We start from the raw sequence: 17,189 nt of genomic DNA on the forward strand, positions 1-17,189 counted from the left end.
ATAGCTCTTTTGTTAAATAAACTTTTTAATGAATATCTAATCCATTATTGAGTTTGTGAAATTGCAAACGGTCAATGAGTGCTTTGAGAATAAAAGCCATATAAATTAAGGCTATTATGTTCATAGTATCATTAATAAAATGAAGTGAAATAAAGAATGGATGTATATAGAAAATAAAAAGATAGCTTAAACAACACCACATTATAAAATAAATCAGACAAACTCTTCCTTGGATATGAAAACGATGATGAGAATAATCCCAGCATTTTGTTTCAAAAACCTTTTCAATAAATAAACTTGCTAAATATTCAAGTATTGTCATCATGAAACCACCAACAAAAATAGTTAAGTAAATGGATGATTTCAAATAAGGAGCAAAATATATCAGTAGGCATGCACCAACGCCATACAGTGGAATAAAAGGACCTTTTAAAAGTCCAGATGAAATCCAATGTCTCTGAAATAATGAAACATATATTGATTCCATAAAATAACCTAATAAACAATAAAGTGAAAAATAGATGATCATAAAATTCTCCTTTTAGTTATCTATATGAAGTGTCCTAATAAATCATGTCTAAATAAGGCAAAAATTGTCTATAATATGTTTGAAAAAGAGCATTTTTAGATAAAAAAGTGTAAATTCCTAAAAAATTATAAAATAAATTAAGTTAAATTGTATTGATTTAATCGATATAATTTGAATTTCTTAAGAATTTCTTAAGAAAGTTGTGGACTTTTTGTGAACGTTGTTTTATAATTCTAAGTGGGTATATTATTGAAAGGAGGAAACGAATGGAAAGTAATATTAAGACGAATTTGTTAGAAAATTTGCAAGAACAAGTGCTTAAGCGTAAAGCCATGTTTATTCCTTTGTTGTGTGTTTCAACATTTGGATTGGTTGGTTATGCTGCTGTTGATAAAGAAGCTCCTGTTATTAATTCTAATAAAGTAGAGGTTCTTTATGGAACAAAACTTGATAAAAGTATGTTTGCTATTTCTGATAATCGTGAGACCCTAGATAATTTAGAAGTTAATATCGATGATAAGTCATATGATCCTTATCAATTGGGTATATATAATGTAGAAGTAACAGCTACTGACTTATTCTCTAATGCAACTACAAAGACTGTTCAAGTTGAGGTTGTTGATAAATCAGCTCCTGAATTGAAGCCAGTCGGTAAGAGTAATGGGTATGTTATTGATGTTGAAGTTAATGGAAGTAATGACATTACAAAATATGTCAATGCAACTGATAATGTTGATGGAGATGTCACACCATTTATTGAGGCAAGTCAAAAACTTGATGCTTCTAAATTAGGTTCACAAACTATCAAGCTTAGCGTGTCTGACAATGCTGGTAATACAACAAGTCAAACATATGAATTCTATGTTTCTGATACAACAGCACCTACTATTGAATACAAGAAAGGTGAATCAGTTACAGTAAATTACGGTTCTCAATTTGATTATACTGATTATATCAATATAACTGATAACTTTGATAAGAAGGTGACTTCTGTAAAAGTGGATGGAACTGTGAAGACAAAAGAAATCGGTTCTACGACATTAAATATCACAGCAATCGATTCAGCAGGAAATAAGTCTGAAGGAAAATTAAAAGTTGATGTTAAAGATATTAGTGCTCCAAATATTAGTTTATCTAAGTCTTCTGTAACAGTGACAAAAGGTAAGAGCTTCAATGCGAAGAAATATTTGAGAAGTGCTATTGATAACAAAGATGGAAATATGACTTCAAAGGTAAAAATTAGCGGATCTGTGAATACAGATAGAGCTGGTAAGTATTCAGTTAAATATACCGTCACTGATGCTGCTGGTAATACTGCAACTAAGACATTAAGTGTCAAAGTAGAAAATCCAATTCCAAGTAATGCTGGAGCTGCTGCAACTGCACTTAGCCGTGTGGGAAGTAGATATGTCACTGGTGGAAGTGGACCAAATGCATTTGACTGCTCTGGGTTAACTCAATGGGCTTATAAGAAGAATGGAATTTCACTTCCAAGAACTTCTGGTGCTCAATACAGTGCAACAAAGAGAGTGTCTAAATCTGATTTAAAAGCTGGAGATCTAGTGTTCTTCCGTGGAACAACTGGTGGTAGCGGAATTAGCCATGTCGGTATTTATATCGGTGGAGGACGTTTCGTTCATGCTGGAACATCTTCAACTGGTGTAAGAACAGATAGTTTAAATAGTTCTTATTGGTCTAGACATTGGGCTAGCGGTGGAAGAAAATAGTCAACTCATAAGGATAGAATTTATTTCTATCCTTTTTTCTGTTATAATGGAAATTAAGAAGGTGATATCTATGTATATTGGCAGTCAAAGTCTGATGAAAAAATATGATCAATGCTTGTTGGATAATGGGTATACAATTTTAGAATTGGTTGATAAAGCGAGTCAATGTTTGTTAAAACATATGAATGGGGAATATTTTAGTTTGTTGTGTGGTCCAGGAAATAATGGTGCTGATGGATTGTCTCTCGCTATTAAATTAAATAATCTAGGGAAAAAAGTGGATGTCTATATTTTTGAGGATCAAAATCACTTATCCCAAGCCAATCGATATTATTTGGATTTGTGTTATGAATATGGTATTCATGTTGTTTTGCTTAATGATGATATTTTAGATGAAGTCATGGACGAAATAAGTCATAGTGATATTATTGTTGATGCAATGTTTGGATTTGGACTTAATAGTTCTCCTAGAGGTTTATATCAAAGTGTTATAGAAGAAATTAATCAACTGTATGATCAAAACATTATAGCGATTGATATTCCAACTGGATTAGATTGTAATACGGGCACACCTTATCAAAGTGTCGTCTGTGCAACTCAAACAATTACTTTAAGTGCTATGAAGAATGGCTTTTTAAATCCTGATAGTATTTCTTTTACTGGAGAAGTCATTTTAGAAATATTGGATGTCAATGATGTTTTTGAAGAAGCAGGATTGTATCTATTGGCTGATGATAAGGTTGTTGCGCCAATGCTCAAGAGTCGTCGCTTTGATGGCCATAAAGGTGATTATGGACGAGTTATTTTGATTGCTGGTTGTCAGGATTATAAGGGAGCTTCTTTGTTAAGTGCAAAAAGTGCTGTCTATACAGGAAGTGGTGTGACTACGGTTATGACAACACAGGAAGTGATGGATTCTTTAACTGTTTATTGTCCAGAAGTCACAACACAATTAAGAGCACCTGTTTTAAGAAAAGAAGATTTTGAAAAATATAATGCTATTTTAATAGGCTGTGGGTTAGGACTTAGTATTGACAGTTATCGTTATGTTATTGATGTTTTTTCGCTTTCTCATCAGCCGCTGGTCATCGATGCAGATGCTTTGACGATTCTTTCATCGAATTTAGATTTATTAAAGAATCAGGAGCGAGATATTATTTTAACGCCACATATGGGTGAGTTTAAGCGTTTGTGTGATGTGGATAATAATGATGATATGTTGTTTGTTGCTAAAGAATTTGCTAGAAAACATCAAGTTGTTCTTGTCTTAAAAGGACCGTATACAATTGTTACTGATGGGCAAGAAGCTTATCGTGTTTTTGCTGGTAATAAGGCCATGGCAACAGGGGGTATGGGAGATGTCTTAGCGGGTATGATTACTAGTCTGTTAGGTCAAGGCTATGCAGCTTTGAATGCTGCTGTACTAGGTGTTTATATCCATGGTTATGCAGGTGATAGAATTGCTGAGAAACATTATACTGTTATTCCTTCGGTATTGATTGAACGGATTCCTCAATCAATGAATGAGATAAAAAAAAGTAATCTTGAAAAGATTACTTGCGTTGAATAAGTGTAATATTGCGGTGAGGACTTTTATCTCTACGATAGGAGAAGAAAAGGTCTTCATCTTTTATTGTACAATAAGGAGAAACTGTTATGTGTTCTTCTTTAACACCTAAATTCAATAATTGTTGTTTAATCAGTCCTTTGCTGTTGAGAAGATAGGCACCATCTTCTTTTTTTATATAGAATGATGATGTATCAAAAGACATCTGTTTAACCAAATCAATAATATCATCTTTGGCTTCAAAATTCTCTTGATTAATAGAAGGTCCAATATAAGCGTAAATATGTTTAGGTAAACATTTTTCTTCTTGAATGAGATGCTGGGTGACCTTTTTGACAATTTCCCCAACAGTTCCTTTCCAGCCTGAATGGATAGCAGCAACAATTCCCTGATCTCGACAATACAGCAAAACAGGACAACAATCAGCATGGAATGTCCATAGCCATAGATGTTTATCTCTGGTATACATAGCATCATAACCTATAAAAGCATCATCACGTGTATACATGCCTTTACCACCATCAAGATATGTCACTTCTTTAAAGTTCGTTGTATGTTGCTGAAATGTTGCAACCATATGATTTAAATCAGTATGTAATTGTTTTGCTAAGGTTTCTCTGTTTTTTAAAACTTTTTGATTGTTTTCGTTATGAAAACTCATATCCATGATGTTATGAAAGTCATCATAGGCACAAGTTGTATATGCTTCAATTTCATCAAAGCATTCCCATGGTATTAATTTCATAAAAACTCCTTTCATTTGCCCTTACACAATTTTAACTTCATCATACTATATGTTGAAGGAGGGAAAGAATATGTATAATCAATCTTGTGGTTGCCAAGGAATGAATACTCGTCCATGTGGATGTGGAAATACTGCTGGTCAAGGTTGTGGATGTCAAAACACATCTAAACCTAACTGTGGCTGCAATATGAACATGAATACTTGTGGTTGTGGTATGAACATGAATGCAATGAATGGATGTGGTATGGGTATGAACAACTGTGGATGTTCAATCAACGGTTGTCCAAGACCTCAACCATTAGTTGCTCCAAAAAGAGTCTGCGTTACAAATCAAGTCACTTGTGTTCCTCAACCAGTTATTTGTCCAATTGAATGCCGCCGCGTTAACCGCTGCCAGTATTACCCAGTATTTTATCCTCAATATGAACAAACATTTGTGAATGAATCATCTAATCAATCTTATTAATCTCATTAAGAAATGAATCGTCGGGATCAATATAAATGGTTGAATAATGATTTAATATCACTTGACCCGGTTTTGCTCCCTGCGGTTTCTTCAAGGTTTTAATCTGTGTATAATTGACTGGTACAGAAGAACTGTGTTTACCTTTCGAAAAGTAAGCAGCGATCTTGCTTGCCAGTCTTATTGTATATTCATTCAGTTCTTCACTATGCACAACAACATGGCTTCCAGGCATGTCTTTGACATGAAACCACATATCGTTTCTTGAAGCCATTTTAAAGGTAAGATAATCATTTTGAAGGTTATTCTTACCTACATATATTGTTATATTTTCTTTTGTTAAATAAGTTTCTATATGAAGCTTATTTTTCTTTCGATAAACTTGTTTTGTTTTCTTCTTTTTTAAATATCCAAGATTTTCTAATTCTTCTTTGATTTCTAATGCATCATAATAGGATGCATTTTCCATCAAGGTCATCAATGAATCAAAATAATCAATTTCTTCTTTTGTTAAATGAATTTGTTCATTTAAATGATGTAAAGAATTCTTTGCTTTTTGATATTTTGCATAATATCTATTGGCATTCGTTTTTCCATCATATCTCTCATCTAGAGTTATTGTCATTTTTGTATCATCATAGTAATTATCAACAGTAATTTCTTTTTGTCCTCTTTGGATAAGATGAAGATTCGCAAACAATAAATCACCCTTAATGCGATATTCATCACTGTTTTGAGAATCAAACAAGGTTTTTTCTAATTTATGAAGTTTAGATAGATTCTTTTGATATTCATTTTGAATATATTTTGCTAAATCTGAAGTTTGTTGTTTGATACGATCTTTTTGATCAATAAAATCATAATGTTTATCAAGACCATCAAATAATGGGTATTCATAATAAGGACATTGTAAATGTAATAAAGGAATCATATGAAAATATTCTTTATCCATTAATTTATGAATAAAAAGTGTGTTTGATTCTTTTAGCATCTTCATAATATCTTGAAACGATTCTCCTTGATCAATACGATAAAGCACTTCCCTTGAAAGTTCTGGAGAAAAGCCTTGATAAGTTCTTGTGAAATTATCAGTCTTTTCATAACTGCTTGTCAAAGGATTTTTTTTATCTAGCATAGGAGGAAACTGATAAGTTGCTCCAGGCTGAAGAATTCTTTGAGAATTCATTGAAGGAGAAACACGTTTTAAACAATCAATAATTTTATTGTTATCATGAGCAATAACAACATTAGAATGTTTACCCATAATTTCAATATAAATATGATATTTCACTGTATCTTTTAATTCATTTGTTCCAATAAAAGTCATATCAACGATACGATCAAGCTGAATTTGTTTCACAGACTCTAAATATGCACCTTCTAAATGCTTCCTTAATAACATTGTAAAAGCATTAGGAGATGGTGGAGTCGGAAAAGATAATGATGTCAGTTGTAATCTTGCATACATGGGATGTATGGACATCAATAGTTTCATATTTGAAGATTGAGAACGCATATGAAACAATAATTCATATTGAGATATCTGATATATTTTGTTGATTCTGCCTCTTTCTAGTTGTGATTGTAGATTTTCAACAACGCGAGACATCATAATTCCATCATAAGCCATATTTATCACCGTTATTTAGTATAACATATTTGAAAAAGAATTGACATGAAAGTTGTATTCATGTAACATTGTTTCATAAGGATGGTGGATGTAGTGAAAAAAGGGTTGTTAATTATACTGAGTGGACCTAGTGGGGTAGGAAAAGGGACAGTTCGTCAAGAGTTATTCAAAGATGAAAGTTTAAATTTGGCATATTCTATCTCTATGACAACAAGAAAACCGAGACCTGCTGAAACAGATGGTGTTGATTATTTCTTTGTGAGTGAGGAAGAATTTAAACAAAGAATTGAAAATAATGAACTGTTAGAGTATGCACAATTTGTTGGAAATTATTATGGAACACCAAAGTTCTATGTAGAAAAATTATTGGATGAGGGAAAAAATGTAGTTTTGGAAATTGAAGTACAAGGTGCATTGCAAGTTATGGCAAGATGTCCAGATGCTTTAACAATATTCTTGGTACCGCCATCATTTGAAGAATTGGAACGTCGTATTAGAGGTAGACGTACTGAGGCAGAAGATGTTGTGAGAGAACGTTTAGATAAAGCGAGTAAAGAAATCGCAACAAAAGATGAATATAAATACGTTGTTGAAAATGATGATGTTTTGGCTGCGAAAGAACATATTGCAAAAATTATCAAAGAAAATTCTTAAGAAAAGATACATAACACCTGAAAAGGTGTTTTATTATTTGTGTAAAAAATCGAATTATCATGAATTACAGTTGATTTTTTGTTAATAATACATTATAATTCATATAAGTTCCAATGAAGAAGATTAAATAGTGAAATCTTTTAGAGACATTGTGGTTGGTGAAAACAATGAGAGGAAACTATGGGACACTTTGGAGGAAGTTATGAAAATAACCGTCTGTCGCGTTAAGACAAGAGGGCATACAGGTTGTATGAACTAAGGTGGTACCGCGTGAATAAACGTCCTTAGATAAGGACGTTTTTATTTATTTTAAAGGAGGAAAAGAAAATGGCATACAGTGCACCAAGAGGAACGGTTGATATTTTATCTGATAACTCAGGTCAATGGCAACAATTAGAACAATTATTAAGAACAATTTGTGCGAATTATAATGTAAAGGAAATGAGAACACCAATCTTTGAACATACAGAATTGTTTACAAGAGCAGTTGGTGATACAACTGATGTTGTGACAAAAGAGATGTATACCTTTGAAGATAAAAAGGGGCGTTCAATGACCTTAAGGCCTGAAGGAACAGCTGGGATTGCAAGAAGTTATGTAGAAAATAAACTTTATGCATTACCTGAAAAATTACAAAAGTATTACTATATGGGACCAATGTTTAGGTATGAAAGACCACAAAGTGGAAGGCAAAGACAATTCCATCAATTCGGAGTTGAAATGATTGGGTTGGAATCACCATATGTAGATGTTGAAGCCATGGTGCTTGCAGTGACTGTTGTGGAGGCTTTAGGACTTCAAGATATTACTTTACATATCAATTCATTAGGTGATGAAGAGTCAAGAGATGCTTATCGTGAGGCCTTGAAAAAACATTTTGAACCTGTTATTAAAGATTTATGTTATGATTGCCAGCAAAGATATGAAAAGAACCCTTTACGTATCTTAGATTGTAAAGTCGATAGAGAGCATCCTTTTATGAATGATGCACCACATACAATAGATTATTTAAGTGAGAATGCGAAAGCTCATTTTGATAAAGTCTGTGAATTACTTGATGATTTAGAAATCGAATATGTTATTGATACAAATCTTGTTCGTGGTCTAGACTACTATTCACATACTGTATTCGAAGTTATTTCTGATGATCCAAAATTAGGAGCTGGAGCCACTGTCGGTGGTGGAGGAAGATATAATACTCTTATCAGTGAACTTGGCGGTCCTGACGTACCTGGTGTTGGTTTTGCATTTGGAATGGAAAGGTTGTTAATTGCTAATAGTGATGTAGATGCTGAAGAAGATGGCTTAGATGTTTATGTTATGCCACTTGGAAATGAAGCAAAAGATCTAGCAATGCAAATTGTTACAATGCTACGTGCCAATGGATTCACATGTGATATGGATCAATGTGATAGAGGGTTAAAAGGACAATTTAAGTCAGCAGATCGATTCCATGCACATTTTTCTATGATTATAGGTGAAGAAGAAGTGAAAAAAGAAGTTGTGAATATGAAATGCAATCATTCTAAGGAACAAAATGAAGTGCTTTTAGAAAATATTGTTGCGTTTATTGAAGCACATTATGAGGGAGGACATGATCATGAATAGAACACATAATAATGGTCAATTAAGAATGTCTCATGTTGGAGATAATGTTGAGTTAATTGGTTGGGTTGCTAAGAAAAGAAATTTAGGGGCTTTGGTTTTTATTGATTTAAGAGATCGTTATGGAGTGACTCAAATCATTTTTGATGAATCTTTTGAGGAAAGATTAAAAGAAGTTAAAAATGAATATATTTTACAAGTCAAGGGTAGTGTTATTGAAAGATCTTCAAAGAATCCAAAAATGGCAACAGGAGATATTGAAGTTCAAGCAAAAGACTTTCAGATTATCAATACTGCTAAGCTTACACCAATGATTGTAGCAGATGAAACTGATGCTTTAGAAGAAACAAGAATGCAATATCGTTATTTAGATTTAAGAAGACCAATGATGCAAGAAAATCTTATGACAAGACATAAGATTACACGCAGTATCAGAGAATATTTGGATAACTTGGATTTTATTGATATTGAAACACCATACTTAAATAGATCAACGCCTGAAGGGGCGAGAGATTTCTTGGTACCATCACGTGTTCATAAAGGTGAGTTTTATGCTTTGCCACAGTCACCGCAATTATTTAAGCAGTTATTAATGGTTTCGGGCTTTGAAAAGTATTATCAAATTGCTCGTTGTTTTAGAGATGAAGATTTACGTGCTGATCGTCAAATTGAATTTACGCAAGTAGATGTTGAAATGAGTTTTTTATCTACTGATCGTATTTTAGAAATTGGTGAAGGTATGATTGCAAAAGTCATGCATGATGTCAAAGGCATTGATATTGAATTACCACTGAGAAGATTAACTTGGCATGAAGCAATGGAAAAGTATGGCATTGATAAACCTGATACACGTTTTGGTTTAGAATTGGTAAACTTAAATCACATTGTAGCAGATGTTGACTTTGCAGTTTTTAAAAATGCATTAGAAGCACATGGCCATGTTAAAGGTATAAATGTCGTTGCACAGGCTCAAGAATTTTCACGTAAGAAGATTGATAACTTGACTGAAATTGCCAAAACATATAAGGCGAAAGGATTGGCTTGGTTAAAAGTAAGTGAAGCTGGTGTGCAAGGACCAATTGCTAAATTCTTTACAGAAGAACAAATGAATACATTATTAACGGCTATGAATGCAAAAGAAAATGATTTGTTATTATTTGTAGGAGACCCAAAATATGAAGTGGTTTGTGATTCATTGGCAGCTATTCGTAATTATTTAGGAAAAGAATTAAAATTATATGATCCTTCAACATTTGATTTCTTATGGGTTGTAGATTTTCCAATGTTTGAATATGATGATGAGACACAAAGATATTATGCCAAACATCATCCATTTACAAGACCGAAAGATGAAGATATTGATAAACTAGAAACTGATCCAGAAAACTGTTTGGCAGATGCTTATGATATTGTTCTCAATGGTTTTGAATTGGGTGGTGGTTCACAGAGAATTTATGAACAAAATCTTCAGGAAAGAGCTTTTAAAGCTTTAGGATTTACACAAGAACAAATTGATTCTCAATTTGGGTGGTTTGTTGAAGGATTACAATATGGGACACCTCCACATGGTGGATTTGCTTTAGGCTTAGATAGAGTCGCAATGTTGCTTTGTGGATGTGATTCACTTAGAGATGTAATAGCATTTCCTAAGAACACCAGTGCAACTTGTCCAATGTCAAAAGCACCTACACCAGTTGCTAAGGCTCAGTTAGATGAATTAGGAATAGGAGTCAATAAGAATGAATCAACAGAGAGTAAATAAAGTTTTAGAAGAAATGCAAACAAGAGGAATAGATCATTTGATTATAAGTGATCCTAGTTCAATTGATTATTTAATTGGATACAGTAATCATCCAGGTGAAAGAATGTTTGTTTTATTGTTGTCAATAGAAGGTAATCATGTCATTTTCTTAAATAATCTTTTCTATTTAGATCAAGAATTAGAAATGAATATTATCTGGTATGATGATACTCAAGATGGGCCAGCATTGGTTGCACAGTATTTGAAAGATGCAAATGTTGTAGGTGTTGATAAAAATTGGGAAGCAAGATTTTTAATGCGTGTTATGGAGTTGGCGAATGATGAATGCTGCTTTGAATTAGGATCTATTTGTGTTGATTATGTGAGAATGATTAAAGAGGAAGAGGAAAAAGCCTTGATGCGTGAATCAAGTCGTTTCAATGATTTGGCTATTGATCAAGTTATCCAACTTTGTGCTAAAGGGAATTTAACTGAAAAAGAAGTCTCTCAAGAAGTTGAAGGCATTTTTCAAAAGTTAGGATGCTCAGGAAATTCCTTTGCACCAATTGTTGCATATGGTGCCAATGGAGCTGATGGACACCATGAAGGTGATAATTCTTTGCTAAAACCTGGAGATAGTATTGTTATTGACATGGGTGGACAATATCATGGGTATTGTAGTGATATGACAAGAACTGTTTTCTATAAAGAAGTTTCTGATGAACAAAGGAAAGTTTATAATCTTGTACGCCAAGCTAATGAAGCTGCTGAAGCTATAATTAAACCAGGTGTCAGATTGTGTGATATTGACAAAGTTGCTAGAGATATTATTACAGAGGCTGGTTATGGTAAGAATTTTAATCATCGTTTAGGTCATTTTATTGGAAGAGATGTTCATGAATATGGTGATGTTTCAGCTGTTTTTGATATGCCTGTTGAAGCAGGTATGATTTTCTCAATCGAACCAGGTATCTATATTCAAGGAGATTTTGGAGTGCGAATTGAAGATCTTGTTTTGGTGACTGAAGATGGTTGTGAAGTTTTGAATTCATATTCTAAAGATTTGCTAATTATTGGTTAAATGTCTAAAAAACTGTTATGTATAAAAGAATGATATCTTTATTCATAACAGTTTTGTTATTTTTATGATTAAATGTCAGTTGGGAGAACTATAATAAGAATATAAACAAAAACACGGTTGCCCGTGTTTATGCTCTTGCATTTGAGTTATCTTCAAATTTGAAGTTGTCTTGCATTTCAAAACTATCATTTGCTTGTTGATTTTGGTTATACCCTTTGTTTTGATTTTGCTTTTGTTTGTTTTTTGCTTTCTTGTGACTCATATTCGTTTCTCCTTTATTTCTATTGACATTATTAGTATGTGAAATTTAAAAAAAATTATAAAAAATATAATGAGAAATGATACTTTTTACTTAAATTGTGCTAGAATAGTTGAGAGGTGATAAGGAATGTATTATTTTATTGGAATTAAAGGTTCAGGTATGGCTTCTTTAGCAACAATACTATACGATTTGGGTCATAAAGTTGCTGGAAGTGATATTGATAAATATATATTTATAGAGGATGAATTGAAAAAAAGAGATATTCCTATTTATTCTTTTAACAAAAATAATATTAAAGATGGGTATGATGTCATTATTGGAAATGCCTTTGATGAATCAAATGAAGAAGTCAAAGAAGCACTAGCAAATCCAAATGTAAAAACACATACCTATTATGATTTTTTAGCTCAATTATTAGATAAATATGTTTCAATTGGAATTGCTGGAACACATGGTAAAACAACAACGACTGGGATGGCTTACCATCTCTTTAAAGACTATAATAAGACTTCAGTTTTGATTGGTGATGGAACTGGTCATGCGGTGAAAGATAGTCATTATTTTATTGCAGAAACTTGCGAATATCAAGATCATTTTCTACATTATCAGCCAACATATGCAGTAATTAACAATATCGAAATGGATCATGTTGATTATTTTCAATCAATCGAGCAATATGTTCAGTCATTTGAGCAATTTGCTAATCAAGTGAAAGATACGGTTGTTGTCTGGGGTGATGACCCGCATTTGCCACACTTGAATTATACTAAAAGAGTTTTAAAATTTGGAATAAGTGATAAAAATGATGTGATTGCTAAAAATATTATTAATAATAATCATGGATTGTATTTTGATGTTTATATTCATGGCGATTTATTTGGTCATTTTGCACTTCCTTTCTATGGAATGCATATGTTGTATGATTCTTTAGCAGTCATTACATTAGGATATTTAGAAAATATGGATGCTGATTACATCCAAAAACGTTTATCTACATTTGATGGAGTGAAACGCCGTTATACAGTTCAGGAAGTTGGGAATAATGTATATGTGGATGATTATGCACATCATCCAACAGCAATCAAATATGTCATTGAGGCAACGCGTTCTCGATATCCTGGTAAAGAAATTGTTGCTATTTTCCAACCTGATCGTTTTTCTAGAGGGCTGCGATTTGCAAAAGAATTTGCTGAGTCAATGAATTTAGCGGATTATCCATTCCTCGTACATTTTCCAGAGAATGCTAAAAAAGAAGCTGGAATAGATATCGATATTCATGAGATTGGTCAATATCTTCCACGTGCAATTGTGATTCATGAAGATGAAGATGCTGTCAAATTATTGGCAGAACATGATGATGTGGTTTTCTTGTTTATGAGTAGCAAGGATATTTATAAGTTTGAAGATATGCTGATTGATTATAAATCAACACATTAGCAATGACTTCCTCATAATGGAAATTTATGGTATAATATACTAAAGTCAAAGAAAGGAGAATTTATGGAAAACGCACAATTAGTATCTATGTGTATTTTGATCTTGTCTGGGGCTTTTGCTTTAATAAGTTTAGGACTCTTGTTAATTAGGATGTCTGGTGCTGTGAAGGAAGCAACTGTTTTAATGACAATGGTAGAAACAACATTAACAAAAGTGAATCATATTTTAGATGATATCAATAATAAAATGGAGATGTTGAATGCGCCTGTTGAATTGTTTAGTGGCTTCTTTTCAAAAGGTGGTTTGAAGGCAACATTGCTTTCTGGATTAGGGTTATTAACTTCTATGTTTAGAAGAAAAAAATAATAAGAAAGGTGAAGAAAAGATGAAAATTGGTAAGTTTATTTTAGGTTTAGGAATTGGTGCTGCTGCTGGATTATTATTAGCACCAAAAAAAGGTAGTGAATTAAGAGAAGATATTAAGAGAGAATCTTTAAAGGCATATGATCAATTGAAAAATATGACTAAAGAAGATGTTGAAGCAATGCTTGGGCAAACAATTGAAACAGTTAAAAAATCTGTTGATGAATTTGATTTGGATGTATTTAAAGAAACAACAAAGGAAAAATTATCTGATTTGGAAACAAAATTAGAAGAATTTGCTAACAGAGTGAAAGAGACTGATCAATATATGCAGGTTAAAGAAAGTGTATATGATTTAAGTGATAAAGTGAATTCTAAAATTGATGAAGTGAAAACAAAGGTTTTAGATGCAACTTTAAGTGATGAAGATTTAGAAAAGTTAGAAAACGAAATCGATGATGTTGAAGATAAATTAGAAGAAATGATTGAAGAAATCAAAGATTAAACATGGGAAAGAATGTAACAATTTACGATGTTGCTAGAGAGGCTGGTGTCTCTCTGGCAACAGTTTCACGTGTAATTAATGGTTCTAATGTTGTGAAACCAGGTACACGTGATCGCGTTATGGACGCTATTCAACGTTTAGATTTCAAACCAAATCAAATTGCAAGAGGTCTTGCAACAAGTAAAACAACAACAATTGCGATTGTTTTTCCACAGTCATTATTTGCACATGTTAAAGATATGATTGGTGGTATAGGAGATACAAGCCGTCGCTTAGATTACAATGTAAGTATTTATACAACTGATGAAATTGGAGATGGTAATCCCATTGAAACAGTGATTGAAAAGGTTGTAAAATCACGAGCTGATGGAGTTATCCTATTTAATAATGAGGAAATTGAGCAGGAAATTGAATTGGTAAACAAATATAAAATTCCATCAGTTGTCATTGGAGCTTGTGTATCAAGTCAATATATGGGATCTATCTTTGTGGATTCTAAAAAAATTGCTTATGATATCGTCAATGAATATTTAAATAGAGGTCAAAGTGATATTGCTTTTGTTAGCCCAAAACAAAATCTGATTAAAACTGATGATATGATTTCTGGTATTGTTCAAGCTTACCAAGAACACAATCTAACTTTTGATACTGATAAACAAATTATTCATACATCTACGCATTATGAAAAAAGTTATCCGCAATTCTTAGAATATTTTAAAACTCATAAACATGATGTTGTCTTCACTGGATATGATAAAGAAGCTGTTGCAGTTGTCAATGCTGCCATTGATAATGGTATTCAAATTCCTGAAGATATGGAAGTCATTGGAATGATGAATACAAGTTATGCTTTAATTTGTCGACCAGCCTTAACTTCTATTCATGTGCCTGTCTATGATATGGGAGCTTTAGCAGTTCGTTTATTAACAAAAATTTTAAATGAAGAAGAAATTGATACAAAAGAGGTTCCAGTGCAACATTTAATGATGCCAAGAGGAACAACAAAATAAAAACTTCTATTGAATTAGAAGTTTTTTTGCGAGAGAAGGGGAAAAAGTGGAAAGAAGTAATTCTGAGACTCTGCATATGTTAAAAGAGAGGGGTCATCTGAGTCGTCGTTTGTTTTTTGAAGGGTTAATTGTTGGAGCATTAGCGGGCTTAATCGCAATTATTTATCGCTTATTATTAACCAATGCTGAAGATATCTATTTTACAATTGTTTCATTTGTTAAAGGAAATTTTATATTAACTATACTGTGGTTTATGGGATTGGTGATTTTAGGGCTTGTTATTGCGGCGTTTTTAAAGTATGAGCCATACATTTCAGGATCTGGTATTCCGCAAGTTGAAGCTGAAGTCCAGGGACAGATTGATCAATGCTGGTATAAGGTCTTATTTGCAAAAATAATTGCAGGGACATTGTGTATTGTTGGTGGTCTTTCATTAGGCCGTGAAGGCCCTAGTATTCAATTAGGTGCTATGATTGGGAAGGCAGTTTCAAAATTCTTTAAACGGATCAAAACAGAAGAACGTTTTTTGTTAACTTGTGGCGCTGCTGCAGGATTATCTGCAGCATTTAATGCACCACTTGCTGGAATTATGTTTGCTTTAGAAGAGGTTCATAAAAATTTTTCAACAAGTGCACTTGTTTCAGTTATGTGTGCTTCATTAACAGGTGATTTTCTAAGCCGTCAAATTTTTGGATTATCACCATCACTGCATTTTACTTTAGAAATATCCTTGCCTCTTAATCAATATGCATGGTTACTGGTTCTAGGAGTTGTCACTGGATTACTAGGAGTATTTTATAATAAAATGACAATAGCATCATTAAAGTTATATGATCGTATTCCTGTTTTAAAATCATATCAGAAAATAATTATTCCTTTATTCGTTTCTGGAGTATTGGGGTTATGGCTGCCACAAGTTATTGGTGGTGGACATGTTTTGGTTAACTATCTCAATAGTGAACAATTGGTTTTAAGTACTCTGGTTGTTTTGTTAATTGTTAAGTTTGTATTTTCTCTTTTGAGTTTTGGTTCTGGTGCTCCAGGAGGAATATTCTTTCCTTTATTAATACTGGGAAGTCTTATTGGGGCTATATTTGGTCAAATAGCTATGATATTTGGAATTGCAGATGTCTATTTTGTTAATTTTGTTATTTTTGCAATGGCAGGTTTTTTTGCTGGAATTGTAAGAGCACCAATTACTGGTATTGTTTTGATTGCTGAAATGTGTGGAACTTTAAAGCTCCTGCTACCAATTGCTATTGTATCATTTATTGCTTATATTGTAGCGAACAGTCTTGGAAACGAACCTATATATGAAAGTTTGTTACATCGTTTGACAAAAAATAAAAATTCTGTTCAATCTATTGAAAATAAGGAACTTGTTTCATTTGTAGTGAGTTTGGGAAGTATAGCTGTCAATCAAACAGTTGCTTCGTTGACATTACCTCCAAGATGTTTGTTGGTTTCTATAATGCGTGGGAAAAATGAAATCATTCCTCATGGTGATACACAGTTCTATGTTGGTGATCAGGTTGTTATGATTGTCGATCGATATAGAATAGATGAAGCTAAAGAAAAATTAGCAGAAATATTTACTTTTTCATGATGAAATGCTTTTCTTTATTGACTTCATTTGTAAAATCGCATATTATATGAATAAGCGTTGAAAGAGACAAGTAGTTATATTGATTTGGTATAGAGAACTTGTGGTTGGTGAAAACAAGACAATAAATATAATGAATACACTCTGGAGCATCTAAGTGCAAAGCTTAGACGGTGGCAACATCGTTATCAATTGAGAGAGTATGCTGATGCATAAATAAAGGTGGTACCGCGAGAATTCGTCCTTTGGGAGGAATTCTCTTTTTTA

16 protein-coding genes and 2 other annotated features are annotated in these 17,189 nt (G+C 32.7%); of the genes, 12 read left to right on the forward strand and 4 right to left on the reverse strand.

The window, feature by feature from the left end:
- Positions 1-25: 25 nt before the first annotated feature.
- The gene (locus tag AC5M21_RS03210; protein ID WP_008789504.1) at positions 26-529 is read right to left on the reverse strand and encodes a putative ABC transporter permease; all 504 of its coding nucleotides are present in this window, start codon (positions 527-529) and stop codon (positions 26-28) included.
- Between the two features lie 266 nt (positions 530-795).
- On the opposite strand from AC5M21_RS03210, the gene AC5M21_RS03215 reads away from it, so the two are divergent.
- Both AC5M21_RS03215 and AC5M21_RS03220 read left to right on the forward strand, forming a co-directional pair.
- Positions 796-2,256, forward strand: a complete 1,461-nt coding sequence (locus AC5M21_RS03215) for a C40 family peptidase (RefSeq protein WP_008789505.1) — start codon at positions 796-798, stop codon at positions 2,254-2,256.
- Between the two features lie 70 nt (positions 2,257-2,326).
- Positions 2,327-3,826 (forward strand): NAD(P)H-hydrate dehydratase, encoded by a 1,500-nt coding sequence (locus AC5M21_RS03220; RefSeq protein ID WP_117598767.1) that lies wholly within the window; start codon positions 2,327-2,329, stop codon positions 3,824-3,826.
- On the opposite strand, the gene pgeF is transcribed toward AC5M21_RS03220, so the two are convergent.
- A complete protein-coding gene (pgeF, locus tag AC5M21_RS03225; RefSeq protein WP_008789507.1) occupies positions 3,810-4,568 on the reverse strand; it encodes a peptidoglycan editing factor PgeF in 759 nt (252 codons plus the stop codon). The two genes, AC5M21_RS03220 and pgeF, sit on opposite strands and share 17 nt — an antisense overlap.
- 70 nt (positions 4,569-4,638) lie before the next feature.
- Between pgeF and AC5M21_RS03230 the strand changes: the two genes are divergently transcribed.
- Complete coding sequence (locus AC5M21_RS03230; protein WP_008789508.1) at positions 4,639-5,034, forward strand: hypothetical protein; 396 nt, start codon at positions 4,639-4,641, stop codon at positions 5,032-5,034.
- Here AC5M21_RS03230 and AC5M21_RS03235 read toward each other — a convergent pair.
- Positions 5,018-6,661, reverse strand: coding sequence for an Rqc2 family fibronectin-binding protein (locus AC5M21_RS03235; protein ID WP_008789509.1), 1,644 nt, complete (start codon positions 6,659-6,661; stop codon positions 5,018-5,020). The genes AC5M21_RS03230 and AC5M21_RS03235 overlap by 17 nt on opposite strands.
- Before the next feature lie 93 nt (positions 6,662-6,754).
- Between AC5M21_RS03235 and gmk the strand changes: the two genes are divergently transcribed.
- The 4 genes from gmk (at position 6,755) to AC5M21_RS03255 (ending at position 11,742) form a co-directional block, all read left to right on the forward strand.
- Positions 6,755-7,315 carry a guanylate kinase gene (gene gmk, locus AC5M21_RS03240; RefSeq protein ID WP_017143714.1) on the forward strand — a complete coding sequence of 187 codons (561 nt, stop codon included), beginning with the start codon at positions 6,755-6,757 and terminating at the stop codon, positions 7,313-7,315.
- Positions 7,316-7,419: 104 nt separating this feature from the next.
- Positions 7,420-7,604: a binding site (T-box leader), on the forward strand.
- A gap of 38 nt (positions 7,605-7,642) precedes the next feature.
- Complete coding sequence (gene hisS / locus AC5M21_RS03245; RefSeq protein ID WP_008789511.1) at positions 7,643-8,923, forward strand: histidine--tRNA ligase; 1,281 nt, start codon at positions 7,643-7,645, stop codon at positions 8,921-8,923.
- Positions 8,916-10,682, forward strand: a complete 1,767-nt coding sequence (aspS, locus tag AC5M21_RS03250; RefSeq protein WP_008789512.1) for an aspartate--tRNA ligase — start codon at positions 8,916-8,918, stop codon at positions 10,680-10,682. The genes hisS and aspS overlap by 8 nt, the downstream gene beginning before the upstream one ends.
- Positions 10,660-11,742 carry a M24 family metallopeptidase gene (locus AC5M21_RS03255; RefSeq protein WP_008789513.1) on the forward strand — a complete coding sequence of 361 codons (1,083 nt, stop codon included), beginning with the start codon at positions 10,660-10,662 and terminating at the stop codon, positions 11,740-11,742. Before aspS ends, AC5M21_RS03255 begins: the two co-directional genes overlap by 23 nt.
- A 127-nt stretch (positions 11,743-11,869) precedes the next feature.
- On the opposite strand, the gene AC5M21_RS03260 is transcribed toward AC5M21_RS03255, so the two are convergent.
- Positions 11,870-12,004, reverse strand: coding sequence for a hypothetical protein (locus tag AC5M21_RS03260; protein ID WP_017143715.1), 135 nt, complete (start codon positions 12,002-12,004; stop codon positions 11,870-11,872).
- A gap of 126 nt (positions 12,005-12,130) precedes the next feature.
- On the opposite strand from AC5M21_RS03260, the gene AC5M21_RS03265 reads away from it, so the two are divergent.
- From AC5M21_RS03265 to AC5M21_RS03285, 5 genes are all read left to right on the forward strand, one after another.
- A complete protein-coding gene (locus AC5M21_RS03265) occupies positions 12,131-13,441 on the forward strand; it encodes a UDP-N-acetylmuramate--L-alanine ligase (protein WP_008789514.1) in 1,311 nt (436 codons plus the stop codon).
- Positions 13,442-13,504: 63 nt separating this feature from the next.
- Positions 13,505-13,807, forward strand: a complete 303-nt coding sequence (locus tag AC5M21_RS03270; RefSeq protein WP_008789515.1) for a DUF948 domain-containing protein — start codon at positions 13,505-13,507, stop codon at positions 13,805-13,807.
- Between the two features lie 19 nt (positions 13,808-13,826).
- Positions 13,827-14,309, forward strand: coding sequence for a YtxH domain-containing protein (locus tag AC5M21_RS03275; protein ID WP_008789516.1), 483 nt, complete (start codon positions 13,827-13,829; stop codon positions 14,307-14,309).
- Between the two features lie 2 nt (positions 14,310-14,311).
- The gene (locus AC5M21_RS03280) at positions 14,312-15,319 is read left to right on the forward strand and encodes a LacI family DNA-binding transcriptional regulator (RefSeq protein WP_008789517.1); all 1,008 of its coding nucleotides are present in this window, start codon (positions 14,312-14,314) and stop codon (positions 15,317-15,319) included.
- 46 nt (positions 15,320-15,365) lie between these two features.
- Positions 15,366-16,925, forward strand: coding sequence for a ClC family H(+)/Cl(-) exchange transporter (locus AC5M21_RS03285; RefSeq protein WP_008789518.1), 1,560 nt, complete (start codon positions 15,366-15,368; stop codon positions 16,923-16,925).
- A gap of 48 nt (positions 16,926-16,973) precedes the next feature.
- Positions 16,974-17,171, forward strand: a binding site (T-box leader).
- Positions 17,172-17,189: the final 18 nt, after the last annotated feature.

This window comes from Coprobacillus sp. (genome assembly GCF_984815275.1).